We start from the raw sequence: 22,670 nt of genomic DNA on the forward strand, positions 1-22,670 counted from the left end.
ATGTCCCTCAGCGCGCGTACACGTCACCCCACAGCAGACTTTCGCTTGAGGCACTGTTGCACAGGATCTGGATCAGCTGATAGAAGGGCAGCCATTGCTGGAACTGGAAGTTTTTCTGCTCTCCGAGTGAGAGATTGAACTCCTTGTAGCCCAGGCAGATCAGGCGCTCGATCACTTCCATCGAGCGCGGCATGAACTCCGCCGTGAATTCGAAAGAGAGGATGCCGATTTTCGAGTTCAAGCCCTGGATGACGTTGCTCTCGTAGCCTTCCACGTCGATCTTGCAGTAGCGCGGCACGCCGTACTCGGCAACCAGAGCGTCGAGCGTGGAGATTTCGACTTCGGCGGTCTTGTCCCACACGACATTGGCAAAACGGCCGGTCTTCCAGTGTTCGGCCAGCGTGCTCAGTACCGGGGATTCGGAGCAGATATTCATCGTCATGCGCCCGGGCAGCTCGCCGAGGGCTTTTTCGACGACGGCCGCATCAAGCTGGCCGCCGAAGCGCTGGCGCAACCGGGCCGCCATTTCGGGTTGCGGCTCCACGCAGACCACGCGTGCCTTGTGAGCCAGAAAGACCGCCGCCTTGTCACCCAGATTGGCACCGATATCGAATACCAGATCGCCCGGATTGAGCAGCTTGAGAACTTCGTGTTCATTGGCCATGTTCGGGGCTCCGTGCACACTTGCAGGGGTCAGAAGGGATTCAGGCACAGGTCGGCCTGGAAGGGGTGGTTGGGGCGATCCAGCGGGCCGGGGATGGGCTCACGGGAATAACCGGCAAAGCCATCCAGATCACGGCGCAGGTAGCTCAGTTCCAGTACCTCGGGGATCGGCACGCCTTCCACCATCACGAAGCCCTTGTAGTTGTTGGCGTGCAGATGAATCGGCGCATGGTGCTTGCCCAAGCATTCAAGCAGATGCTTGACGCGGCTGAAGAACAGCGGGTCGGCAAGCTTGTTGAAATCATGCAGCTCGCAGCAGATCACCTCGAAGGGCAGCAGGGCGTCCGGGTTCAGTTGCTCGAAAATCTCGTATTCACCGCCTTCAATGTCGAATTTGAAGAGCGGGTGCAGTGGTGTCCCTTCAAGTTGAGCGCAGATGTCCTGCAGGGACAGAAAATCTCCTTCCGTGCGTGGCCCCCAGCCCTTGCGAAAAAAACGGAACAATGGGTGCTCGACCGGCAGCTTTGCAACCGTGTGATCGAACTGGATTACCTTCGCTCCGCGTTGGGCCAGCGCCAGATCGAAGCTCACATCCGGCCCCACTCCGATGGAGACCACCGCGTCGCAGGCGAGGGCACAGTCGGGCACCACGTAGCCTCCGTCGTAGTGATTGCCCAGGCGCACCTTGCCATGTCGACGCATGGCCAGTGGGCGCATCAGGGCGAGAAGTTCGAGCACTCGGTGCTGCTGGCGGACGTCATAAAGTTGCATGAGCTTTTTCCTGTCAGGACTGAAGCAGGGGAATAAGGGGAGCGATGGCGTGATCCCAGTCGTGGCGGCTGGCGTGTTCGCGTGCGGCCAGACGGGCCGGCGCATCGGCGCCCAACGGGCCGGCCAGGGCCGTTTCGCGCACCAGGGCTTCGAGGCTGGCGAAGTCTGGTTCCAGCCAGCAGCTTTCTTCGGCCTCGCGCAGCACGCCGCGCTTGAATACCGTGGCGATCTTGCGGGTGTCCGTGCCATGGCAGAAGTCGTCGGTCGAACCGCACGAGCTGACGATCACCGGCGTGCCACAGGCTTGCGCTTCGAGTACCGGCAGGTTGAAGCCTTCTGCCCGGTAGGGCGACACATAATGATCGGCGAGCCCGTAGAGCTGGCGCAGTTCGGCTTGGGAGAGATTCTGTGACACGACCAGGATCGCGTTCAGCACATCCTGATTGAGCAGGCCCGGGTGGCTGGCCGCCACCTGCTGCAGCACGCTGTCGACCGGCAGGCCGTACAGCGCCCGGGCATCCTTGAGGATCAGGCGGATGTTTGGCTGGCGCTGATGCGCCAGGGCGAAGGCGCGTAGCAGGAGATCTATGCCCTTGTTCCAGGTCGGCACGCCGACGTTCAGAAACACCACCGCATCTGCCGGAATTCCTAGTGCGGCTCGTTGGCTGGCCAGCTCTGCGGCCTCGAGTGGCCGGCAGCTGTGCAGATCGACGCCATGCGGCACCACGCGCAGCTTGTCCTCCGCAAAGCCGAAGTCGAGCAGGCGGTCGCGTGACCAGCGCGAGGGCGTGACTAGCAGGTTGTTGCCCGCGGTGATCTGCTCTGGCGACGTGGCCGGGTCTTTCAGATTGGCGCGCTGGTAGCCCAGCTCCGTCACGGCGAAGCTGAGGGTGCGGCGGGCTGCCGGATCGGGGGTGTGGAGCGGGGCGCAGATGCGATACACGCAGTCTGCTGCAGCCTCATCCAGCGGCGGCAGCCCCATGATCAGCGCCTCTTCTGCCGGGTGGAAGCCCGATGCGTGGTCGCGGGTGTTCCAGTGCTGGAAGAACCAGGGCATGTCCCGGTGAAACAGCTCAAAGCCGCCGTGGCGGGCCAACGCCAGGATCTGGTGCTGGTTGACCATGGCGAAGGAATGACTCACGCCACGCCAGCCGGCAATCAGGATGCGTTTCATCGGGTGCCTTCAAGGGGATCGGCTCGTATCAGGCAGTATGGAGGAGGGCCTCGCTTGAAAAGACCGGATAAAGGGGAATTTGTCCGGTCAAACCCTGTGCTTGAAGCCATCCGCAGCTTGGCCGGCTGTGGTTTAATCCCGGCCCATGGATGATGAATTCAGGATTGTTGCCCTGGTTGGAAAGTTCCGTAGCGCGGATGTGGCCGAGTCGGTCATGCGCATGGCGGCATTTCTGGCTGGGCGCGGGCTGGAGGTCTGGCTTGAGGCAGGCACTGCCCATGCCGTAGGCCATACCGGCACTGAGCGCGTGCTGAGTTTTGAAGAGATTGGCGAAGGTGCTGATCTGGTCATCGTGATGGGGGGCGATGGCACCATGCTTACCGCCGCGCGTGCCCTGGGGGTGCATCAGCTGCCGCTGGTGGGGGTGAATCAGGGGCGCCTGGGCTTCCTGACCGATGTGTCGCACGAAGAAATGTTCGAGCGGGTCGGCGAGATCATTGATGGCCGTTACCTGCGCGAACGTCGCTCCCTGCTGGAGATTGAGCTGTGGCGTGCAGGTGAGTGCATCCATTCAGGCATGGCTCTGAATGACGTCGTGCTGTCGCGTGGCGAGATCGGCCGCATGATTGAGTTCGAACTCCGGGTGGATGGCGAGTACATCTACACGCAACGCTCCGACGGCATGATCATTGCCACGCCGACAGGCTCCACTGCATATGCTTTGTCGGCTAATGGTCCGATCCTGCACCCGCGCTTGGCCGGCATCGTGCTGGTGCCCTTGTGCCCGCACGCGCTGACCTATCGGCCGCTGGCGCTGGCGCAGGACAGCGTGGTCGAACTCAAGATTCTCGGCGAGCGCGATGCGATGGTGCACTGTGATGGCCAGACCATCTTCGAAGCCACGCTGGGTGACAGCATCCGCGTGCTGCGCTCGCAACAGGGCGTGACCTTGCTGCATCCCGAGGATTACAGCTATTTCAATGTGCTGCGCGAGAAGCTCCACTGGAGCGCGTTGCCGCCCCAACTTAACTGATCTGTTGCCAAGCGAAGAAACCAAGCCATGCTGCGCCGTCTGCTGATTCAGGATTTCGTGCTGGTTGATCGTCTTGAGCTGGATTTCCGGGTGGGCTTCGGTGCGCTGACCGGCGAGACCGGTGCCGGCAAATCTATCCTGCTGGATGCGCTGTCTTTGCTGCTGGGTGAGCGTGCCGATGGTGGCGTGGTGCGTAGCGGGCGTGACAAGGCCGACCTGGTGGCCGAATTCGATCTGGCTGAGGACTCTCACGCCATCGAATGGCTGGCGTCGAATGATCTTTCCGGCGATGAAGGCGTACTGCTGCTGCGCCGCGTGGTGGATGCCGGCGGTCGTTCGCGTGCCTATATCAATGGCCTGCCTGCCACGGCCACCCAGTTGCGCGAGCTGGGCGATTTCCTTGCGGACATTCACGGTCAGCACGCACATCAGGCCTTGCTGCGTGCGGATGCCCAGCGCGATCTGCTCGACAACCACGCTGGCCTGCGTGGCCTGGCGCGCGAAGTCGCCGGCCTGTGGCGTGACTGGCAAGGCGCCCGCAAGGCCCGCCTGGAGGCAGAGCAGGGCATGGAAGCCTTGCAGCATGAGCGCGATCTGCTCGCTCATCAGGTCGAGGAATTGCGCGCGCTGGCTTTCGAGGTGGCGGACTGGGAGGCGCTGAATGCCGAGCATGCCCGCCTTGCCAATGCCGCGGGCCTGATCGAAGGTGCGGCGGCGGCACTGGACGCCCTTAGCGAAGGTGAGGCGCCGTTGGGTGCCGAGACCGAACGTGTGGCCGCGCGCCTGAGTGAGCTCGCCGGCTATGACGCTGCGCTGGCGCCGATTGCCGAACTGATTTCCGAAGCCGCGATCCGCATGGACGAAGCGGGTCATGAGCTGCGACGCTATCGCGATCGCCTTGAGTTGGACCCGGCCAGCCTGCAGCGCGCCGAGCAGCGCATCGAAGCCGTGGTGGGCATGGCGCGCAAATACCGGGTGTCGCCTGAAGGTTTGCCGGAGTTGCTGAGCGGGGCCTCTTTGCGCCTGGCCAGCCTCAGCGCGCTGGCCGATCCGGCCGCCCTGCAGGCACGCGAAGCCGAAGCGCGCAGCGCCTATCTGGATGCCGCCCGGCGCCTCTCGGCCGGGCGGGCGAAGACGGCTGCCGAACTGAGTGGGGCCGTCACTGCCGCCATGCAGGATCTGGCGATGGCCGGCGGGCGTTTCGAGATCGTGCTCTTGCCCGAGCCGGAAGGCTCCGCCGTGGGGCTGGAAAAGATCGAGTTCCAGGTGGCGGCCAACCCTTCCCAACCGCAGCGCGCGCTAGGCAAGGTGGCCTCTGGCGGTGAGCTCTCGCGGATCGGGCTGGCAATCCAGGTCATCACTTCCGAATCACAAGCCGTGCCGACCCTGATTTTCGATGAGGTGGATTCTGGCATCGGTGGCCGCGTGGCCGAGATTGTCGGCCGCCGTCTGCGCGAGCTGGCACAAGCCGGGCAGGGCCGCCAGGTGCTGTGCGTGACGCACTTGCCACAGGTTGCCGCACAGGCCAACTGGCAATGGCAGGTCAGCAAGCAGACTACGGCGGGGATCACTACCTCGCATCTGGTCGAACTCGATGAGGCCGGCCGGGTAGAGGAAATCGCGCGCATGTTGGGCGGCGTCAATATCACCGACACCACGCGCAGCCATGCTGCCGAGCTGCTCGGCACACGCAGCTGATCGGCTCCGCCGGCCACATGTGGCAATCGCGATCAAGACCGCTGCCGGGCCCGCTTGGCATACTTGCCGTTTCCTGATGACGTTTGAAAAGCAGCGCTCATGACTTCTTCTTTCCCCTTGCAGCACCTTCTGCGCATTCCATTGTGGCCCGGCGTAGCACCCGGTTCCGAGGGCGTTCAGCTCACCGAAACCCTCACTGAGCGCAGCCCCGATCCGGCCGTCTTCATGGATCGCGCCGTGACCGGCATAGCCAGCCCGTACCTGACGGCCTATGTACCGGCCAAGCCGAATGGCACGAGTCTGGTGCTGGCGCCCGGCGGCGGCTATATCCGTGTGGTGCTGGACAAGGAAGGCATCGAGATTGCCGAGTGGTTGAACACCTTCGGCATTACCGTGTTCATCCTCATGTACCGCCTGCCCGGCGAGGGCCATGCTTCGCGCTCTGAAGTCCCGCTCCAGGATGCGCAGCGCGCCTTGCGTCTGGTGCGTGCGAATGCCTCGGTCTGGGGGCTGGCGGCAGACAAGGTCGGCGCCATGGGCTGCTCGGCCGGCGGACATGTGATCGGTGCGCTGGCCACTCTTTTCGAGCGGCCGGTGTATGCGCCGCAGGATGCGGTGGATCGCCAGTCAGCCCGGCCGGACTTTGTGTCGCTGCTCTATCCGGTGCTGACCATGGATGCGCGCTGGGCCCATGTTGGCTCGCGTGAAAAGCTGCTCGGCCTGTCGCCTGGCGAGGCTGTGGATCCGGCACTTGAAACCGCCTGGTCGTGTGAAGCGCAGGTCGGTCCGGCCACGCCCCCCTGTTTCATTGCTCATGCTGCCGATGACGCGTCCGTGCCCGTGCAGAATGCGCTGGCTTTCCACCAGTCTCTGCTTCAGCAGAATATCTCGGCCGCGCTGCATATCTTCGAAAGTGGCGGACATGGTCATGGCATTCGCCTTGCCAAAGGCCATCCTACCGAAGCCTGGAGCGGGCTTTTCGAACGCTGGTTGCGTCAGCGCGGCCTGATCTGAACCCGGAAGGAACCTATATGAATCTCGACGCCGATCTGGCCCGCATTGCCCTGCAGGAAGAGCGCCTGCAGTTCGAGTCCTTCGGTCCGGATACGGCCTGGGCGCTGGGCTGCCGCTTGCGTGAAGCAGCCGTGGCTGCGGGCCATCGCGTGGCCATCGAGGTGTGTCAGAACGGCTTTCCGCTCTTCTACAGCGCCTTGGCCGGCTCTTCGCCGGATAACGCAGACTGGATCCGGCGCAAGCGCAATGTGGTCGAGCGTTTTCACAAGAGCTCCTACGCGCTGTGCCTCATGATGGAAAAGCGCGGTTCTACGCTCACTGAGCGTTACGGGATTCCGCTTTCTGAATACGTGGCGGCGGGAGGTGGTTTCCCGGTCCGCGTGCGCGGCACGGGAGTGGTCGGCTTCATCGGCGTATCGGGCCTGGCCCAGCGCGACGACCATGGTTTGATCGTCGAGGTATTGGCCGGAATGTTAGGCGTGGCGCTGGCCGAGGTGGCACTCGCTGCCGAATAAGCCCGGCAGCTTGCGTCGATCTGCTGGCTCTGCGAGGCTGGCAGCACTTTCTTTGCGCCGGACTCTGCCATGACTGACAAGGACGCACGTCTTCCCGCCTGGTTCTGGCTCACCCTGGCCGCTGCGGCAATGCTGGCGATCACCATGGGCGCCCGCCAGTCGCTGGGCCTCTTTCTCTCTCCACTCAATACGGCGACTGGCCTTGGCGTGGCCAGCATCAGCTTCGCCATGGCCATTGGCCAGTTTGTGTGGGGCGCGGTGCAGCCGGTGGCGGGGGCGGTTGCTGATCGCCACGGACCGGGACGGGTGCTGGTGGTGGGGGTGCTGATCCTGGCCGCCGGGCTGGCGGTCACGCCCTTCATGGCGTCGACCTGGGGCTTGAGCCTGAGCCTGGGCTTGCTGATGGCGGCCGGCTCCGGCGCGGGCAGTTTCTCGGTATTGATCGGTGCCGTCGCGCAGCGCCTGCCGCCTCAGAATCGTGGCATGGCCTCCGGGATCATCAATGCGGGTGGCAGCTTCGGCCAGTTCGTGTTTGCGCCGGTGGTGCAGGGGCTGATCCTGCTTCTGGGCTGGATGGGTGCCCTGTGGGCGCTGGCCCTCATCACCCTGGCGGCCTTGCCGCTGGTGCGTGTGCTCAAGCGTCCGGTACATGATGAGGCGGCTGTCGCCAGTCATGCCGCTGCGATGGCGGAGCCACTGTCGGTGGTCTTGCGCGGCGCCTTGCGCGATCGCAGTTATCTGCTGCTGCACGCAGGATTCTTCACCTGTGGCTTTCATATCGCGTTTCTCGTCACTCATCTACCGGGGGAGGTGAATCTGTGCGGGCTGCCGGCCGGCGTGGCGAGCTGGTCACTGGCATTGATTGGTCTGGCCAATATTTTCGGCAGCCTGTTTGCCGGCTGGTGCGTGCAGCGCTATCTCAGCAAGATGATCCTGTTCTGGATGTACGCCTCGCGGGCTGTGCTGATCCTGATCTTCCTGGCTGCGCCCAAGAGCGCGCTGACTTTCTATCTCTTTGCCATCGGCCTGGGTTCTACCTGGCTGGCGACCGTGCCACCCACGGCCGGGGTGGTCGGGAAGCTTTTCGGCACGCGTTATCTCGGTACGCTTTTCGGACTCACGCTGCTGTCGCACCAGATTGGTGGCTTTCTCGGTGCCTGGCTGGGCGGTCTGGCGTTGGCAGGGTGGGGCAGTTTTGCCCCGATGTGGTGGGCGGATATCGTGCTCGCTGCGCTGGCGGCGCTGCTGAATCTGCCTATCCGGGAAGCACCACAGCAGCCTGTTGCGGGGAGAGTGTCCTGATCACAGCTTGCCCTGCCGTTAAGTCTGTCGTAACCCCCGGTCGCGGTGAGCATCGGGCCGGTTGTCGGCATGTAAGACAAAGTCTTACAAAGACTCTTCCAAAAGTTCGATTTGACTGCTAATTTCCGCTCTGGGCTGTGAAATAAGTCACGGTTTGCGGCCCGTACAAAAACGAGACGCCAAGTAGCACCCAGGAGTCCGGAGACAGGCGGTAGCGCACCTTCCGGTGCGGTGTCGGGCGGGAGACGGGCGCAAGCCTGCTTCCCGGTTGACATGTCGGGTCACCCCTTGCGGTCTTCCCTGACCTGATCCAGAACCGCAATCCCCATCAAGTAGTGTTGCATGCCCTAAGGCTAAGCTCGCCGGAACAATTGTTCTTCCGAGGAGCTCTTTGCATGATCACGCGCCGCACCCTTCTGGCCCTATCCATCTCCGCAGCCTGTGTCGGTCTGGCCGGCTGCGCTACATCCGGGCTGGACAATCGCCCCGAACTCGCCGGAGTGGTCGCCGTAGGCGGCCCGTTGGCACATGCCCGGGTCAGCATCGTGGATGCCAAGGGCCTGCGCCGCAACGTTCAGGCTGATAGCCGTGGCCGCTATGAACTGGACCCGAGCGGGCTGACCGCACCGCTGCTGATCTCGGCCATCGAGGCCGGTAACAACAGCAATTGCCGTTACAACGCCACCCTGCGCGCGCGTTGCCTCGCTTCGGTGCTGACCGAGCTTTCCCCGGGCCGCAACATCGCCAACATCAATCCGCTGACCGACCGCATCGTGTCCGATGTGGCAGTGGGGCTCAACTACTACGGCCCGCAACAACTGGTCGATGCCGGCAAGGCGGCGGACATCACGCCGGCCGCTGTGGCGGCGGCCAAGAAAACCTCACTGGAGGGATTCGCAGCCGCCTTGAAGGCCGCCGGTGTCAGTGAGGTCGAGCGCTTTGACGCGGTGACGACCCCGATGCAGGCCAATGGCAAGGGCCTGGATGCGGTGCTGGAAGTGGTGAATCACAACCGCAATTACCATAACCCGAGCAGCGAGTCCGCCTATACGGTGCTGACTGACATCAGCTTCCGCCCGATCGTTGGCCTCAATGGCAGCGGCCCTTACGAGGCGCTGGATTTCAAGCGCGCACAGCAGGAGCTGGCTGCGATCAAGGCGGCCAAAGTCCGGGTACTGGTGGTCGGCGATTCGACGGCGGCCACCTACGAACTGGAACGCATGCCGCGCATGGGCTGGGGTCAGGTTTTTGAAGCGAATTTCCGGCCCGAAGCTAGCGTGAAGGTGCTTAACGCCGCACGGGCAGGGCGCAGCTCGAAGGATTTCTACATGGGCGGCTGGTATCAGCAGATGGCGCGTTTCATGCAGCCGGGGGATCTGGTGCTGATCAATCACGGCCATAACGATCAGAACTGCGATGGCAGCAAGAAGGAGCGCGGCGCAGCCGATGTGGCCGGGCTGTGCAGCTACCCGAACGACGCCCAGGGGCGGCCGCAGTTCCCGTCAGGCAAGCCCGAGATGAGCTTCCACAATTCGCTGCTGCGCTATGTAGACATGGCTCGCGCAGCAGGTGCCACACCGGTATTTCTGACACCGACTACGCGCGTCTGGAACAAGGATCGCAAGCCCGGCTTCCCGGTTGTGCCGCAGCACCTTACGACGCAGAACAGCGCCCAGGGCTTCGCCTTCGTGGGCGACTACAGCCAGACCGTAAAGGACGCGGCCCGTGCGAGTGGCGTGCCGCTGATCGATCTGGAAGCGAAAACCATCAGCTTTGCCAATGCTCACCAGCAGGACTGGCAGAACTACTGGCTCGCCATTGGTGATTTCAAGGCCTGGCCCTGGTACGCCACTCAGAGTGCCGGCACAGCGAAGAACCCGGACACTACGCACTTCCAGCAAGGGGGCGCCGAAGCTGTCGCTGCGCTGGTCGCGCAGGGCCTCAAGGAGACGCCCGCGCTCAACAGTTACGCTGTGCTGCTCAAATAGCGCGCGGACCCCTGTCTTGTCTCATTGCCCGGCACCCGATTCAGGTGCCGGGCTTTTTTTCGCGTCTGCTGCAGTCTGCCGGGCGAGTCGTGCTAGTATCCGCGCCTCTCGCAGCGGTGCCGCCAGGTTCGGTTTGCGGGAGACGTCCGGTCCCCATCGTCTAGAGGCCTAGGACACCGCCCTTTCACGGCGATAACCGGGGTTCGAATCCCCGTGGGGACGCCAGATTCGAGGAGGCTGCGCAAGCGCAGCTTTCGGCAGAGCAAGGAGTGCAGTTCAGGCTGTACTCATGGAGTGGTAGTTCAGTTGGTTAGAATACCGGCCTGTCACGCCGGGGGTCGCGGGTTCGAGTCCCGTCCACTCCGCCAGCAATGTGCAAATGCCCTGTAATCCTGTGGTTTCCACAGCATTGCAGGGCATTTTGCTTTCTGGCGTTACACACTGGTATTACACGCGGCGCGAGCACGATAGGTCTTGCGTCCTTCGTCTGCTGCGCTTTCTAAAGCTGCTTTGAGATGCCGGCGTATTCGACCAGATCCGCGACAGCTTCATTCCTGTGGGGATCCTGCCCGTCGCGCAAACCTCTTGTCACGCCGGCCCGGTCCGCAGCATTGCGGTTCTGGCTCAGCTTGAATTTGCCTTCAATGCGCTGGAGGGGGATTTCGATGCCGATGATTGCCTTGAGCTGGCCGGCCAGATAGTCGTCCGGCAGATCACGCAGGGCCCATGGCTCAGGCCGGCGCTGCTCGTGCTGCTCCGTTAGGTCCTTGAGCTGGCGCAGCAGCCAGGCCGCGTCTTCGGTGACTTCCGGCCTGCCCCAGGCATGGACCGCGGTGTAATTCCAGGTTGGCACTGCCCGGTGGGTTTCGGCCTTGCTCGGATACCAGGATGGTGTGACATAGGCTTGCGGCCCCTGGAAGACCACCAAGCATTCGAGGAGCCCCTGCAGATCCTGCCAGTGAGGGTTGGCTCTGGCCAGATGCGCGCGCAGTACGCCGCATTCGCCTTCGTCCGGATACAACAGGAAGGGCAGGGGAGAGGCTTGCAGACCGCTCGGGCCGTGAGTGATCAGCAGACCCAGTGGATGAGCCTGCATGAAGGCGTGCAGGATTTCGCTGCGCGCTTCGCGGAAGGAAGCGGGGATGTACATCTGGGGATTGTCCGTCAGTGAGCAGGCTGCAGTTTCAGGCAAGCGTGGCCGTGGCGTCCAGATAGGGTGCGATATTGCGCTGCATGCGGGTGATGTATTCCTCCTTTTCGCCCACCGGCGCGACATAGTGGAGTGCGCTGCTGGCCGCTTCGATTCCGATCAGCTTGGCGATCATCCAGCAGGCGAGGTACTGCGAGGCCAGACAGCCGCCGGCCGTGGCCAGATTGCCGCGTGCGAAGAAGGCCTGGTTGAGTACGGCCACACCAGCTTCCTCTACCCACGGTCGGGTGGTGAGGTCGGTGCAGGCCGGCACCGCATCGAGCAGGCCCAGTTTCGCCAGCACCAGGGTGCCCGAGCATTGTGCGCCCAGTAGCTGGCGCGACGGATCGAGGCGTAATTGCGCCATCAGGGCGGCATCCGCAACGATCTCGCGGGTCTGCATCCCGCTGCCGATGAGCACAGCATCCGCCTCGGCTGCTTCGGCCAGCGAGGCCTGTGCTTCGAGCAGCAGGCCGTTCATGGAGCGAACCTGGCGGGTGGGGCTGGCGATGGAAACGCGCCAGTCCGGCCGCTTGATCCGGTTGAGGATGCCAAGCGCGATGAGCGAGTCGAGCTCGTTGAAACCGTCGAAGGTGAGGATGGTGATATGCATGGCGTGGTTTTCTCCGGGAGTCGCTGAGCGATGAATCATCCTAAGTACAATGTTCAATACATTCAAAAAATTGTCATGGATACATTCAGGCATGCCTCAAGCACGTTACAAACAGTTGGTTGACGCATGGGCGGCGGATATCCGGGCTGGCCGCCTTGCGCCGGGGACGCGTCTGCTCACGCATCGCCAGCTCGCTGCGCGTGAGAAGATTTCCCTCGCCACGGCCAGCCGTGTGTATGCGGAGCTGGCCGCGATGGGCCTGGTCAGTGGTGAAACCGGGCGCGGCAGTTTCGTACGCGAAACGTCTCTGCCGCAGGGCTTGGGTATTGATCAGCAGGCCGTGGCAGCGGGCATGATCGATTTGAGTTTCAACTACCCTTCGCTGCCGGGGCAGGCCGAATTGCTGCGCACGGCGTTGCGTCAGCTTGCCAGCGCGGGGGATCTGGAAGCCTTGCTGCGCTACCAGCCGCATGGCGGGCGCCTTCACGAGCGGGCAGGCATTGCCCGCCATCTTCTCAGTCGTGGGCTGGCGGTCACGGCCGAGCAGGTCTTGATCGTCTCGGGAGCCCAGCATGGGCTGGCGACGAGTGTGATGGCCCTGCTGCAGCCCGGTGATCTGGTGGCGACGGATGCATTGACCTATCCCGGCTTCAAGGTGCTGGCCGAGGCGCAGCGCCTGGAACTGGCGGCGATTCCGGCCGCCGCTGGCAACATCGATCCCGACGCACTGGAGCGCCTGTGCCGGCAGCGGCGGGTGCGGGCCCTGTACCTGATGCCGACCTTGCACAACCCGCTGGGCTGGGTGATGAGTGCCAGCAGGCGCCGGCAACTGGTGGCGATTGCGCGCCGCCATGATCTGCTGATCATCGAGGACGCCGCCTATGCCTTCCTGGAGGAAGCTCCGCCACCGCCGCTGGCCGCCTTGGCACCGGAGCGCAGCGTGTATGTCTCCGGCTTTTCGAAGAGCGTGGCCACAGGCCTGCGTGTGGGTTTCGTCGCCGCGCCTCCGGCCTGGCTGCCACGGCTGGAGCGTGCCATCCGGGTGAGCACCTGGAACACCCCCGGCGTCATGACAGCGATTGCCTGCAACTGGCTGGAGGAGGGGCTTGTCACGCGCCTCGAAGCCGCCAAGCGCGCGGATGCGCGAGCGCGTCAGGCCATCGTCTCGGACGTTTTCCAGGGCCTGGACTGTGTGCGTCATCCGGCCTCTTACTTTGTCTGGCTGCCCTTGCCGGAGGAGGCGCGGGCTGATGCTGTAGCCCGGGCACTCATGCAGGAGCGGATCTCCGTTTCCACGGCGGAACCCTTCGCCATCTCCGCCTCGGTGCCGCATGCCATCCGTGTGGCCCTGGGTTCGGTGGATCTTGTGGCCTTGCGCGCGGCCTTGTTGACGGTCCGCCGTGTGATCGACACCTACCGCTACTGAGCCTGCCCTTTTGCCCGCAGCCCCTACAGTTCCGGCACCGTACTGCCGTTAAAGGTCTCGTACCCGGTAAGCCGGGTGTTGGGCTGGTCGGGGGCAAGGCATGGGAAAACCGCAGAAATATCGTCTGGGTGAGTTGCTGGTGCAGCAGGGGCTGGTGACCGAAGCCCAGCTTGAAGAGGCATTGGCGCAGCAGAAGCAGAGCGGGCGCAAGCTCGGCCGGGTGTTGGTCGAAAGCGGCGTCGTGACCGAAGAGCTGATTGCCACGGCGATTGCACGCCAACTTGGCATCGAGTTCCATGATCTGCGCGAGAAGGATGTTGAACCCGCGGTGGCCAGCGTGTTGCCGGAAACCATGGCGCGGCGCTTCCGCGCGCTGGTGCTGGCCGATGAGGGGCGCAGCTATCTGGTCGGCATGGCCGACCCTTCGGACGTGTTCGGCTACGACGAGATTGCCCGCACCCTGAAGAAGGACGTGAGCCTCGCCGTGCTGGCCGAAGGCCAGTTGCTGGGGGCCATCGACCGCCTCTACCGCCGCACCCACGAAATCACCGGTCTCGCCAATGAGCTGCAGCGCGACCTAGGCAACGCTTACGTCGATTTTGGCGGCCCGGCGCTGGAGACCACGGCAGACGATGCGCCGGTGGTGAAGTTGCTGCAGTCCATCTTCGAGGATGCCTTCCAGATCAAGGCGTCGGACGTGCATATCGAGCCGCAGGAGCTGCGCCTGCAGATCCGCTTTCGCATCGATGGCGAAATGCATCTGCAGACCGAGGTGGATAGCCGGGTCGGCCCGGCCCTGGTGCTGCGCCTGAAGCTCATGAGCGGGCTGGATATTTCCGAGAAACGCCTGCCGCAGGACGGGCGCTTCAACGTCAAGGTCAAGCAGCAGTCGGTGGATGTGCGCCTGTCCACCATGCCGACCCAGTATGGTGAGTCGGTGGTGATGCGGATCCTGGCGCAGAACAGCGGCCTGCTGGATCTGGATCGCATCGGCATGCCGGCGGAGATGCTGGCTCACTACCGGCGCATGATCAGCCATTCCTACGGCATGATCCTGGTGACCGGGCCGACCGGTTCGGGCAAGACCACCACACTCTATGCCACCCTGGCTGCACTGAACGCCCCGAGCACCAAGATCATCACCATCGAGGATCCGGTGGAATACCGCTTGCCGGGCCTGTCTCAGGTGCAGGTGAACGACAAGATCGAACTCTCCTTTGCCCGCGTGCTGCGCTCTACCTTGCGGCACGACCCGGACATCGTGCTGGTCGGCGAAATGATCGATCAGGAAACCGCCCAGATCGGCGTGCGTGCGGCCATGACTGGCCACCTCCTGCTCTCCACCCTGCATACCAACGATGCCGTCAGCACCCCGGCCCGCCTGCTCGACATGGGCGTGCCGCAATACCTGCTCGCCACCACCTTGCTGGGCGTGATCGCCCAGCGCCTGGTGCGGATGATCTGCCCGGCCTGCAAGACGCCGGCCAGCCTCGATGCGAACGAGCAGATCTGGCTTGAGCGGGAGGCCAAGGGGGCTGCGGCGCAAGCCTGGCACGGGCGGGGCTGCAGCCAGTGCAACAACTCCGGCTTTGCCGGCCGCGAAGCCATCTACGAGATGCTGGAGATGACACCGCCGCTGGCCGAGGCCCTGAGCCGCAACAGCCTGGCTGACTTCAGCCGCCTCGCCCGCAGTCAGCTCGCTGGCAAGACCATGCGCGCCCATGCGGTGGCTCGCGTGCTGGCTGGTGAAACCACGGTGGCCGAAGCGATGCGCGTGTCCACCCAGATTGACGAATAGGAAGCGCGCGCATGGCCAGTTTCAATTACCGCGCACGCGATGCCCAGGGTGGGTTGCTTGAGGGCCTGATCGAGGCGCCGGAGAAATCGGCCGCCGCCGACCTGCTGATCTCGCGTGGCCTGGTGCCGGTGGAGATCAGCCCGGAGGCACAGCAGAGTCGTCTATTTGCCCAGTTCTCTGGTGCGCGGCGGCGTATCAGCGATGAAGACATCATGTTTTTCAGCCGCCAGATGCACACCCTGATCAAGGCCGGAGTGCCCATCCTGCAAGCGCTCTCCGGTCTGCGCGATTCGGCCACCCATCCGGGCTTTGCCGCCATGCTGGGGCAGCTGCGTGACAGCCTGGACAGTGGCCGCGAACTCTCCATCGCCATGAAAGATACCGGTGCTTTCAACCCCTTCTACATCAGCATGGTGCGGGTGGGGGAGATGACCGGCAAGCTCGATGCCATCTTCATGAGCCTGTTCGAGCACCTGAATTTCGAGAAGGAAATGCGCGCCAAGATCAAGGCCGCGCTGCGCTATCCGATCTTCGTCGTGATCGCCCTGTCTGGTGCGCTCGTCGTGATCAACTGGATGGTGATCCCGGCCTTTGCCAAGGTTTTTGCGAGCTTCCGCACCGAGCTGCCGCTGATGACGCGGATCCTCATCGGCTTCTCGGATTTCTGTGTGAATTACTGGTGGGTCGTGCTGGGCCTGGTGCTGGCCCTGATCTTCAGCGTGCGCGCCTTCGTCCGCACTCCGGGCGGTCAGCTCTACTGGCATCGTCAGAAACTGAGCCTGCCGATCATTGGTGAAACCATCCGCAAGGCCACCCTGGCACGCTTTGCGCGCAGCTTCTCGCTGTCGCTCGCAAGCGGCCTGCCCGTGATTCAGGCGTTCACGGTGGTGGGGCAGGTGGTCGATAACGCCCATATCGCGGCCAAGCTGGATGACATGCGGCGCGGCGTCGAGCGCGGCGAGAGCATCCTGCGCACCGCCGCGGCGAGCCGCGTATTCACGCCCATCGTGCTGCAGATGATCGCCGTGGGAGAGGAGTCCGGCTCGATTGACGATCTGCTGATGGAAATTGCCGGCATGTACGAGCGCGAGGTGGATTACGAGGTGGACAACCTCTCGGCGCGCATCGAGCCGATCCTCATCCTGTGTCTCGGCGCCATGGTGCTGGTGCTGGCCCTGGGGATCTTCCTGCCGATCTGGGATCTGAGCTCGGCCATGCTGGGCAAGCACTGACATGCGCAAGGATGCCTTCGGCTTGCCGCTGGGCGAATTGCTGATGTGGACGGTGATCGCCGGCATCGCGCTCGGTGTGTTGGGCCACAGCATCCAGACGGTGCTGGAGCTGACCGAAAAAACGGCCGTGGAGACAGCGGTGACGCATATGCGCAGCGGCCTGCGCCTTGAAAAAGTACGGCGCCTGGCGAATGGGCAGCCCCTCGGTGATCTGCCCGGGTGCAATCCGCTGGAGTTTCTGGCCAGCACAGGCCCGAACAGCCTGAATGCGCTGAGCGAGCAGATCCGACCGCTCGACTTTCGCTTCGATCCACAGCGCCACCAGCTTGTTTATCACCCGGAGCGCCAACGTTTTCTAAAGATGCAGCAGTCCGGTGCCGATAAGGAGCTGACATGGCAGACCCGCGCGACGCAGCCCGATGGCAGTGATGTGGAGCTTGTGCTGCTGACCCCCTATGAATGGTTCTGATTGTTGATTGACTGCCGAAGGAGAAATGGAATGAAAAAAGCCCGTGGTTTTACCCTGATCGAGATGGTGGTTGTGATGGTGATTCTCGGCATCCTTGCCGCTGTGGCCCTGCCGAAGTTTGTCGACATGACGACTCAAGCGCGTCAGGCCAAGATGAATGGCGCTGTCGGGGCTGTTCAATCATCCATTACCCTGATCCATGCCAAATGGCTGGCTCAGGGGTCGCCGACCGCGACAGCTGCGGGCACAACTGTTGCATATGAAGGCGGCACCCTTGATGTTTTCACGGACATGGCTTTCGGCTACCCGAAGGCATCGGCGTTCCTGCTCAGTGGCAAGAACCTTGCGGGCATGGATAGTTCTTACGCCACATCGGGAACCACGACTGTAACCATTACCGACAAGGACAAGACGACCTGTGCGTTTACCGTTGCAGATGCGACCGCTACGACGCCTCCAATCGTGACGACTACCGCCATCACGACCAGCGGTAACTGCTAAACATGTCTGACTCAGGGGATGAGCTCTGTTTCACCCCCTGACCCATCGAGGCGTGTCAGGCATGCCGGCCATTCCTCGCACTCATGCAGACCGGTTTCGGGTGGGGTTCACTCTGCCCGAGCTGGTCGTCACCATGGTGGTGATCGGCATCCTGGCCGCCGTGGCGGTGCCGCGCTTTGCCACACGGGCCGAGTTCGATGCCTTCGGCTACAGCGAGGCGCTGCGCCAGGCGCTGCGCTTTGCGCAAAAGTCCGCCGTCGCCAAACGTCGCCCTGTGTGTGTGGCCATCAGCTCCAGTAGCCTGAGTCTCACCCTGGGGGCGAGTTTTGGTGCGGCAAGCTGCACCCTGAGCCTGCCTGATCCAGCCACTAATACGGCTTACCTGCTGGCCGCGCCGGCCAGTGTCACGGTCAGCAATGCCAGTTTCAGTTTTGATTCCCTCGGTCGCCCCTCTGCCGCGCAGAGCATCACGGTGAGCGGTGGTTCCAATGTGCAGACGATCCAGGTTGTGACGGAGACCGGCTATGTGCGCTGAGTCCTGCCCTTGCAGCCGGCGCCAGCAGGGCCTGTCGCTGATCGAGCTGATTGTCTTCATGGTGGTGGTGAGCGTTGGTCTGGCGGGTGTGCTCGGCGCACTCGATTACAGCAACCGTGTCAGCGTTAATCCGATGCTGCTCAAGCAGCAGGTGGCCATTGCTGAATCCTTGCTCGAAGAAGTCTCCAGCAAGCCTTTCACCTGGTGCGATCCGGACGATCCAAATGCCGCCACGGCAAGCAGTGCAAGCGGCTGCACGGTGGTGCAGGGCCTTGGCCCCACGGCAGGAGAAACACGCAGCAATTTCGACAACGTGGGCGATTACCACGGCTATGCCATGAACGCCGGCATTCTCAATCCGGTGAGCGGCACAGTGATCAGCGGGCTGCAGAGCTATCGCGCCAGTATCGCGGTGAGCCTTGCCGGCAGCGCGCTGGGGCTGGCCGACAATAGTGCCGCCCTGCGCATCGATGTGAGTGTGACAGCGCCGGATGGCAACCTGATCACCCTCACCGGCTACCGGAGCCGCTATGCGCCGAACATCTGAGCACAGGGCTGCGGCAGGCTTCACCCTGATCGAGATGATCGTGGTGATGACCATCACGGCCATTCTGGTGGCTATTGTGGCGGTGTTCATCCGCCGGCCGATGGAGGGGCTGGTGGACACCACCCGCCGTGCGGCGCTGGCCGATGCGGCCGATACCGCCTTGCGCCGCATGGCCCGTGAAATCCGCGCGGCTCTGCCCAACAGCCTGCGCGTAGCGCAGAGTGGCAGCACCTGGTACATCGAATTCCTGCCGGTGCTGGCGGCCGGCCGCTACTGCGAGCAGAGCGACTGCGGTAGCACGCCACTGGATACGGTTGGCGGCAATGCCAGCCTCTCCTTTGCCGGACCTGCGCCGGCGCTGAGTCCGATTCCCGCCGGCACCGAGGCCGTGATCTACAACCTTGGTGTGACGGGCCTGGATGCCTATGCCGGTGGCAACAGCGTGGGCCTGGCCAGTATTGGTGCCAGCAGCATCAGCTTCTCGGCGAGCAAGATCTTCACCTATGCCTCGCCGGGGCGGCGCGTCCAGCTGATCGGGCCGCCGGTGAGCTATGCCTGCAGCTCGGGCGGCACACTGAGCCGGATCTGGGGCTATACCAAACAGGCCAGCCAGCCGGTGGCCGTGCCGGCGAATGCCAGCACGGCCGTGCTGGCCGATTTCGTGGCCAGCTGCGCGGTGGACTACACCCAGTCAGCCATCGACCAGAACGGTCTGCTCTATCTCTCCCTGCAGCTGGCACGTGCCGGCGAAACCGTTTCCGTGAGCCATGCGATCCAGATCAATAACACGCCCTGACTTCGGCGCCGCGCCTTGCCCCTCGTCCAGAGCGCTGCGAGCGCGACGTGGGAGTGACAGGCAACAGCCCCTGGGCTTCGTTCTGCCGACCGCGATCTTCCTGATCGTGATCATGGCCAGCCTTGCCGTGCTGGTGGCCCGACTCGGCACGGCCAGCCTCGCCGCCAGTGGCCAGGATGTGCAGGGCGCGCGGGCACTACAGGCGGCGCGGGCCGGCATCGAAGCTGGGCTGTATGCCGTGCAGATCAATGGCAATTGCCCCGGCGGCACGCTCAGTGGCCTGGCCGGGCTGAATGGTTTCAAGGTCAGTTGGGCGTGCGCCGCCTATGCCTTCAAGGATGGCTCGGCCGATGGCAGCAATAACCGCAGCATCTGGCAGATCACCGCCACGGCTTGCAGCACCAGTGGCACGGCTTGCCCCTCAAGCAGCACCACCGAGCAGCAGAGTGCCGATTACACCGAACGCCAACTGGTGGTGGTGACCGAGCGATGAAGCTGCGCCGCCTCCTGCTCATGGTGTTGCTGTGCGGGCTAGGCATCGGGCCGGGTCAGGCCGCGATCACGGTCACCTATGGCAGTGCCGACCAGACCGGGGGGCTGGGGGACTACACCCTGACGCTCTCGCCGCCCGCCGGTACCCAGTCCGGCGATGTGCTGATCGCCCAGATCGCCACGCCGGGTAATCAAGTGACTTCCTTCAGTCCGCCCGCTGGCTGGACGCTGATTACGCCGGCCAGCAACACCAGCGGCGCGGCGATCCAGCAGCGCATCTACTACCTGAACCTGTCTGCAGCGGCGGCCGCTAGTTACACCTGGACAATCTGGGACTGGAGCTATCGCAGCGTCGGCGTGATCTATGCGCTGCGCGGCGCCAAGGCGCTCAACTGTGGCAGCGCCAATACCACCAACTGCGCGGGCAACCTGCAGTCCGGCGGTGGTAGCGGCATCACCGCGCCGAATGTGCACGTCACGATGGAAAACGGCAGTCTGCGCATGGCTTTTTTCGCCGACCAGGATGGCTCGGCCACCATTACGCCCGGGCTCGAAAACGGGGCCACCGCCGGGGTGTATTACCGTGGCGGCTCCGGCGATACCGGCATGGGTATTCACGGCAGTTACTTCACCATGAGTGCTGCTGGCAATGGAGACACCCAGAGCGCCAACCTCAACCGCAGTGAGAACAATATCGGCAGCACCTTGTTGATCGCGCCCGCCGTGGCGGCGGCCAGCCTGAATCATCTGCGCATCGAGCTCACCGGTACGCCGCTCACCTGCACCCCGTCCACGGCCACCATCAAGGCCTGTGCCGACAGCAACTGCAGCGCGCTGGCGACGAGTGCCACCACGGCCACACTGACAACCACCAACGGTAGTTGGGGGACGAGTCCGCTCACTTTTACCGGCAGTGGCACCAGCAACCTCGCAGTGCGCACCACAGCCACCACGACCCTCGGCGCGACCAGCAGCCCGGCTGCCAGCAGTGCCACACGCTGCTACCTCAACGGCACCCAGCTCACCAGCTGCCAGCTGGCTTTTGCGGATTCCGGCCTGCTGCTGACGATCCCGAGCCAGGTGGCCGGTGTGACATCCAGCGGCACTGCGCGATTCTCGCTGGCTGCGGTGAAGAAGGCGGACAACGGGCTGTCCTGCACGCCGGCCTTTGCCAATGTCACGCGCAGCGTGAAGTTCTGGACCAGCTATACCAGCCCGGCCAGTGGCAGCAAGAGCCTTGCCGTGAATGGCACAACGGTGGCGACCGCCAGCCCCGGCACCGGCGTATCACTGGCCTTCGACTCGACCGGTACGGCCAGCGGCCTGACCCTGAGTTACATGGACGCTGGCCAGCTCACCCTGAATGCGCAATATGACGGCAGCGCCGGCACCGGTGATAGCGGCCTGGTGATGACTGGCAGCGCGGCTTTCGTGACCGTGCCCTATGCGCTGTGCGTAGATAGCCCGGACGCCAACTGGGGCTGTACGGCGGCGGACATCAGTTGCACGAAGTTCACCAGCGCAGGCAGCGCTTTCAACCTGCGCGTCACAGCCAAGGCCTACCAGGCCGGCACCGCGACCTGCGCGCTGCCGACTACGCCGAACTACCTGCAAAACGCCCTGGCGCTCAGCTCCACGCTGGTGGCGCCGAGCGGTGGTGTGAATGCCAGCCTGAGCCCCGCTACGATCAGTATCACCAGCGGCGGTACCGCCACGCAGGCGAGCCAGACCGTGTCCGAGGTCGGTGTATTTACGCTCACCGCGACGCCGCCCGCTGCCGGCTATTTCGGTTTGACCGTACCTCCCGGCACCAGCGGCAACTCCGGTCGTTTCGTACCTTACGGCTTTGCGGTAACGAACAACACGCTCAATGACCGTAGCGATATCAATACCGCGACAGCGATCGGCAGCAGCGAGAGCTGCGCAAGTGACTTCACCTATCTCGGTGAGCCTGCCCGCGCCTTGTTTCGCCTCACCGCAGTGAGCGCCTCGGGCGGCACCACCCAGAATTACTTCGGCAGCTTCGCGCGTCTGCCACTGAATGTGGTGACCAGCCTGGGCAGCAATGGCCTGCTGTTTGGCGCGCAGTACGGCAGCACACCGCTTTCGCTGAACACCCGTCTGGCTGCCAGCTGTGCCAGTTGCGGCAGTTTTGCGGCCGGGCAGGCCGATGTAGCGGCCGATCTCACCCTGGGGAGGGCGAGCGCCAGCGCGGTGGATGGCCCTTACAACGGCACGAATGGTGTCAGCTTCGGCCTCGTGGCGCGGGATGCCGATGCGGTCGGCATGAGCAGCCTGAACTTCAACTGGGATCTTGCCGGCGCAGCAGAAGGCACCAGACTGCAGCCCGGCTCTACGACGAGCAGCTACTACTTCGGTCGTCTCAAGGTCGATAGCGCCTATGGCTCCAGCTTGCAGAACCTGCCGGTGCCCACCTGGGCCGAGTACTGGAGTGGCAGCGTTTTCGCGCGGGCCGACGGGCAGGCAAGCCGGCCGCTCGATAGCTGCACCCGGCTCACGGTACCTGCCAGTTCCACCATTACCGCCGGCACGGCGGCGGCCCTCTACTGCACTGGTGGAGTAGGGCTGTACGGCAGCTTGGCGGGCGTCACGGCCAGTTTCAACGGCATTTCTTCCGGGGGCACGGCCACCCTTGCGGCGGGAAGTGCCGCTGTCATTTTGAGCAAACCGACGAATAGCGGGGGCGGATACCTTGATTTCGCGCCATCCGTGCCGTCATACCTGAAGTACAACTGGGATGGGACAGACCAATCCGGCGCCGCATGCAGCGCAAGCACCGATGGCGATCTGCATGACGACAACCCGCGGGTGCGCATCCGCTTCGGGGCACGGCGCAACAACGCGCTGATCTATTCGCGTGAAGTGTATTGAGTGGCGGCCCGGGCATCGGGTG

General features: G+C 63.6%; 21 protein-coding genes and 2 tRNA genes. 18 read left to right on the forward strand and 5 right to left on the reverse strand.

The features are described 5' to 3' along the window. Positions 1 to 7: 7 nt before the first annotated feature. From Q3Y64_RS01095 to Q3Y64_RS01105, 3 genes are read right to left on the reverse strand one after another with little or no spacing between them, the layout of a single operon-like run. Positions 8 to 664: an FkbM family methyltransferase gene (locus tag Q3Y64_RS01095; RefSeq protein ID WP_303559538.1), complete on the reverse strand. Its 657-nt coding sequence runs from the start codon at positions 662 to 664 to the stop codon at positions 8 to 10. A gap of 29 nt (positions 665 to 693) precedes the next feature. Then, positions 694 to 1,434, reverse strand: coding sequence for a hypothetical protein (locus Q3Y64_RS01100; RefSeq protein ID WP_303559540.1), 741 nt, complete (start codon positions 1,432 to 1,434; stop codon positions 694 to 696). A gap of 13 nt (positions 1,435 to 1,447) precedes the next feature. Then, positions 1,448 to 2,608 carry a glycosyltransferase family 4 protein gene (locus tag Q3Y64_RS01105; protein WP_303559541.1) on the reverse strand — a complete coding sequence of 387 codons (1,161 nt, stop codon included), beginning with the start codon at positions 2,606 to 2,608 and terminating at the stop codon, positions 1,448 to 1,450. A 145-nt stretch (positions 2,609 to 2,753) separates the two neighbouring features. On the opposite strand from Q3Y64_RS01105, the gene Q3Y64_RS01110 reads away from it, so the two are divergent. The 8 genes from Q3Y64_RS01110 to Q3Y64_RS01145 all read left to right on the forward strand — a co-directional run bounded on the left by Q3Y64_RS01110 (position 2,754) and on the right by Q3Y64_RS01145 (position 10,526). Continuing rightward, positions 2,754 to 3,641 carry an NAD kinase gene (locus tag Q3Y64_RS01110; RefSeq protein WP_303559542.1) on the forward strand — a complete coding sequence of 296 codons (888 nt, stop codon included), beginning with the start codon at positions 2,754 to 2,756 and terminating at the stop codon, positions 3,639 to 3,641. A gap of 27 nt (positions 3,642 to 3,668) precedes the next feature. Beyond that, positions 3,669 to 5,339 (forward strand): DNA repair protein RecN, encoded by a 1,671-nt coding sequence (recN, locus tag Q3Y64_RS01115; RefSeq protein WP_303559544.1) that lies wholly within the window; start codon positions 3,669 to 3,671, stop codon positions 5,337 to 5,339. A 99-nt stretch (positions 5,340 to 5,438) separates the two neighbouring features. Next, positions 5,439 to 6,353 carry an alpha/beta hydrolase gene (locus tag Q3Y64_RS01120; RefSeq protein WP_303559546.1) on the forward strand — a complete coding sequence of 305 codons (915 nt, stop codon included), beginning with the start codon at positions 5,439 to 5,441 and terminating at the stop codon, positions 6,351 to 6,353. Between the two features lie 17 nt (positions 6,354 to 6,370). Next, positions 6,371 to 6,868: a heme-degrading domain-containing protein gene (locus Q3Y64_RS01125; protein ID WP_101942432.1), complete on the forward strand. Its 498-nt coding sequence runs from the start codon at positions 6,371 to 6,373 to the stop codon at positions 6,866 to 6,868. Between the two features lie 69 nt (positions 6,869 to 6,937). Then, on the forward strand, positions 6,938 to 8,170 hold the full coding sequence (locus Q3Y64_RS01130) for an MFS transporter (protein ID WP_303559549.1): 1,233 nt from the start codon (positions 6,938 to 6,940) through the stop codon (positions 8,168 to 8,170). A gap of 395 nt (positions 8,171 to 8,565) precedes the next feature. Beyond that, positions 8,566 to 10,158, forward strand: a complete 1,593-nt coding sequence (locus tag Q3Y64_RS01135; protein WP_303559551.1) for a GDSL-type esterase/lipase family protein — start codon at positions 8,566 to 8,568, stop codon at positions 10,156 to 10,158. Positions 10,159 to 10,307: 149 nt separating this feature from the next. Continuing rightward, positions 10,308 to 10,383, forward strand: a tRNA-Glu gene (locus Q3Y64_RS01140). A gap of 66 nt (positions 10,384 to 10,449) precedes the next feature. Next, a tRNA-Asp gene (locus Q3Y64_RS01145) sits at positions 10,450 to 10,526 on the forward strand. Between the two features lie 131 nt (positions 10,527 to 10,657). Here the strand turns inward: Q3Y64_RS01145 and Q3Y64_RS01150 are convergent. Together Q3Y64_RS01150 and Q3Y64_RS01155 are read right to left on the reverse strand one after the other, a co-directional pair. Then, positions 10,658 to 11,308 (reverse strand): FMN-binding negative transcriptional regulator, encoded by a 651-nt coding sequence (locus tag Q3Y64_RS01150; protein ID WP_101942452.1) that lies wholly within the window; start codon positions 11,306 to 11,308, stop codon positions 10,658 to 10,660. Positions 11,309 to 11,342: 34 nt separating this feature from the next. Further along, entirely contained in the window at positions 11,343 to 11,960 is a 618-nt protein-coding gene (locus tag Q3Y64_RS01155) for a DJ-1/PfpI family protein (protein ID WP_303559554.1), read from the reverse strand. 91 nt (positions 11,961 to 12,051) lie between these two features. On the opposite strand from Q3Y64_RS01155, the gene Q3Y64_RS01160 reads away from it, so the two are divergent. The 10 genes from Q3Y64_RS01160 to Q3Y64_RS01205 all read left to right on the forward strand — a co-directional run bounded on the left by Q3Y64_RS01160 (position 12,052) and on the right by Q3Y64_RS01205 (position 22,648). Further along, the gene (locus Q3Y64_RS01160) at positions 12,052 to 13,386 is read left to right on the forward strand and encodes a PLP-dependent aminotransferase family protein (protein WP_303559556.1); all 1,335 of its coding nucleotides are present in this window, start codon (positions 12,052 to 12,054) and stop codon (positions 13,384 to 13,386) included. A 100-nt stretch (positions 13,387 to 13,486) separates the two neighbouring features. Continuing rightward, the gene (locus tag Q3Y64_RS01165; RefSeq protein WP_170021811.1) at positions 13,487 to 15,184 is read left to right on the forward strand and encodes a GspE/PulE family protein; all 1,698 of its coding nucleotides are present in this window, start codon (positions 13,487 to 13,489) and stop codon (positions 15,182 to 15,184) included. A gap of 11 nt (positions 15,185 to 15,195) precedes the next feature. After that, entirely contained in the window at positions 15,196 to 16,416 is a 1,221-nt protein-coding gene (locus tag Q3Y64_RS01170; protein WP_101942456.1) for a type II secretion system F family protein, read from the forward strand. A gap of 1 nt (position 16,417) precedes the next feature. Beyond that, entirely contained in the window at positions 16,418 to 16,885 is a 468-nt protein-coding gene (locus tag Q3Y64_RS01175; protein WP_303559559.1) for a hypothetical protein, read from the forward strand. Positions 16,886 to 16,915: 30 nt separating this feature from the next. After that, complete coding sequence (locus tag Q3Y64_RS01180) at positions 16,916 to 17,386, forward strand: type II secretion system protein (RefSeq protein ID WP_303559561.1); 471 nt, start codon at positions 16,916 to 16,918, stop codon at positions 17,384 to 17,386. Positions 17,387 to 17,447: 61 nt separating this feature from the next. Next, entirely contained in the window at positions 17,448 to 17,921 is a 474-nt protein-coding gene (locus tag Q3Y64_RS01185) for a Tfp pilus assembly protein FimT/FimU (protein ID WP_101942459.1), read from the forward strand. Further along, positions 17,911 to 18,468 carry a prepilin-type N-terminal cleavage/methylation domain-containing protein gene (locus Q3Y64_RS01190; protein ID WP_101942460.1) on the forward strand — a complete coding sequence of 186 codons (558 nt, stop codon included), beginning with the start codon at positions 17,911 to 17,913 and terminating at the stop codon, positions 18,466 to 18,468. The genes Q3Y64_RS01185 and Q3Y64_RS01190 overlap by 11 nt, the downstream gene beginning before the upstream one ends. Further along, positions 18,452 to 19,264 carry a type II secretion system protein gene (locus Q3Y64_RS01195; protein WP_101942461.1) on the forward strand — a complete coding sequence of 271 codons (813 nt, stop codon included), beginning with the start codon at positions 18,452 to 18,454 and terminating at the stop codon, positions 19,262 to 19,264. Before Q3Y64_RS01190 ends, Q3Y64_RS01195 begins: the two co-directional genes overlap by 17 nt. A 112-nt stretch (positions 19,265 to 19,376) precedes the next feature. Further along, positions 19,377 to 19,757, forward strand: a complete 381-nt coding sequence (locus Q3Y64_RS01200) for a hypothetical protein (RefSeq protein ID WP_303559566.1) — start codon at positions 19,377 to 19,379, stop codon at positions 19,755 to 19,757. Continuing rightward, positions 19,754 to 22,648, forward strand: coding sequence for a DUF6701 domain-containing protein (locus Q3Y64_RS01205; protein ID WP_303559568.1), 2,895 nt, complete (start codon positions 19,754 to 19,756; stop codon positions 22,646 to 22,648). Before Q3Y64_RS01200 ends, Q3Y64_RS01205 begins: the two co-directional genes overlap by 4 nt. Positions 22,649 to 22,670 lie beyond the last annotated feature (22 nt).

This window comes from Uliginosibacterium sp. 31-12 (assembly GCF_030548425.1).
Lineage (GTDB): Bacteria > Pseudomonadota > Gammaproteobacteria > Burkholderiales > Rhodocyclaceae > Uliginosibacterium > Uliginosibacterium aquaticum.

Coding starts and splice junctions, on each gene's coding strand:
- Q3Y64_RS01095 (WP_303559538.1), bottom strand. CDS start 664: ATGGCCAATGAACACGAAGTTCTCAAGCTGCTCAATCCGGGCGATCTG.
- Q3Y64_RS01100 (WP_303559540.1), bottom strand. CDS start 1,434: ATGCAACTTTATGACGTCCGCCAGCAGCACCGAGTGCTCGAACTTCTC.
- Q3Y64_RS01105 (WP_303559541.1), bottom strand. CDS start 2,608: ATGAAACGCATCCTGATTGCCGGCTGGCGTGGCGTGAGTCATTCCTTC.
- Q3Y64_RS01110 (WP_303559542.1), top strand. CDS start 2,754: ATGGATGATGAATTCAGGATTGTTGCCCTGGTTGGAAAGTTCCGTAGC.
- recN (WP_303559544.1), top strand. CDS start 3,669: ATGCTGCGCCGTCTGCTGATTCAGGATTTCGTGCTGGTTGATCGTCTT.
- Q3Y64_RS01120 (WP_303559546.1), top strand. CDS start 5,439: ATGACTTCTTCTTTCCCCTTGCAGCACCTTCTGCGCATTCCATTGTGG.
- Q3Y64_RS01125 (WP_101942432.1), top strand. CDS start 6,371: ATGAATCTCGACGCCGATCTGGCCCGCATTGCCCTGCAGGAAGAGCGC.
- Q3Y64_RS01130 (WP_303559549.1), top strand. CDS start 6,938: ATGACTGACAAGGACGCACGTCTTCCCGCCTGGTTCTGGCTCACCCTG.
- Q3Y64_RS01135 (WP_303559551.1), top strand. CDS start 8,566: ATGATCACGCGCCGCACCCTTCTGGCCCTATCCATCTCCGCAGCCTGT.
- Q3Y64_RS01150 (WP_101942452.1), bottom strand. CDS start 11,308: ATGTACATCCCCGCTTCCTTCCGCGAAGCGCGCAGCGAAATCCTGCAC.
- Q3Y64_RS01155 (WP_303559554.1), bottom strand. CDS start 11,960: ATGCATATCACCATCCTCACCTTCGACGGTTTCAACGAGCTCGACTCG.
- Q3Y64_RS01160 (WP_303559556.1), top strand. CDS start 12,052: ATGCCTCAAGCACGTTACAAACAGTTGGTTGACGCATGGGCGGCGGAT.
- Q3Y64_RS01165 (WP_170021811.1), top strand. CDS start 13,487: ATGGGAAAACCGCAGAAATATCGTCTGGGTGAGTTGCTGGTGCAGCAG.
- Q3Y64_RS01170 (WP_101942456.1), top strand. CDS start 15,196: ATGGCCAGTTTCAATTACCGCGCACGCGATGCCCAGGGTGGGTTGCTT.
- Q3Y64_RS01175 (WP_303559559.1), top strand. CDS start 16,418: ATGCGCAAGGATGCCTTCGGCTTGCCGCTGGGCGAATTGCTGATGTGG.
- Q3Y64_RS01180 (WP_303559561.1), top strand. CDS start 16,916: ATGAAAAAAGCCCGTGGTTTTACCCTGATCGAGATGGTGGTTGTGATG.
- Q3Y64_RS01185 (WP_101942459.1), top strand. CDS start 17,448: ATGCCGGCCATTCCTCGCACTCATGCAGACCGGTTTCGGGTGGGGTTC.
- Q3Y64_RS01190 (WP_101942460.1), top strand. CDS start 17,911: ATGTGCGCTGAGTCCTGCCCTTGCAGCCGGCGCCAGCAGGGCCTGTCG.
- Q3Y64_RS01195 (WP_101942461.1), top strand. CDS start 18,452: ATGCGCCGAACATCTGAGCACAGGGCTGCGGCAGGCTTCACCCTGATC.
- Q3Y64_RS01200 (WP_303559566.1), top strand. CDS start 19,377: ATGGCCAGCCTTGCCGTGCTGGTGGCCCGACTCGGCACGGCCAGCCTC.
- Q3Y64_RS01205 (WP_303559568.1), top strand. CDS start 19,754: ATGAAGCTGCGCCGCCTCCTGCTCATGGTGTTGCTGTGCGGGCTAGGC.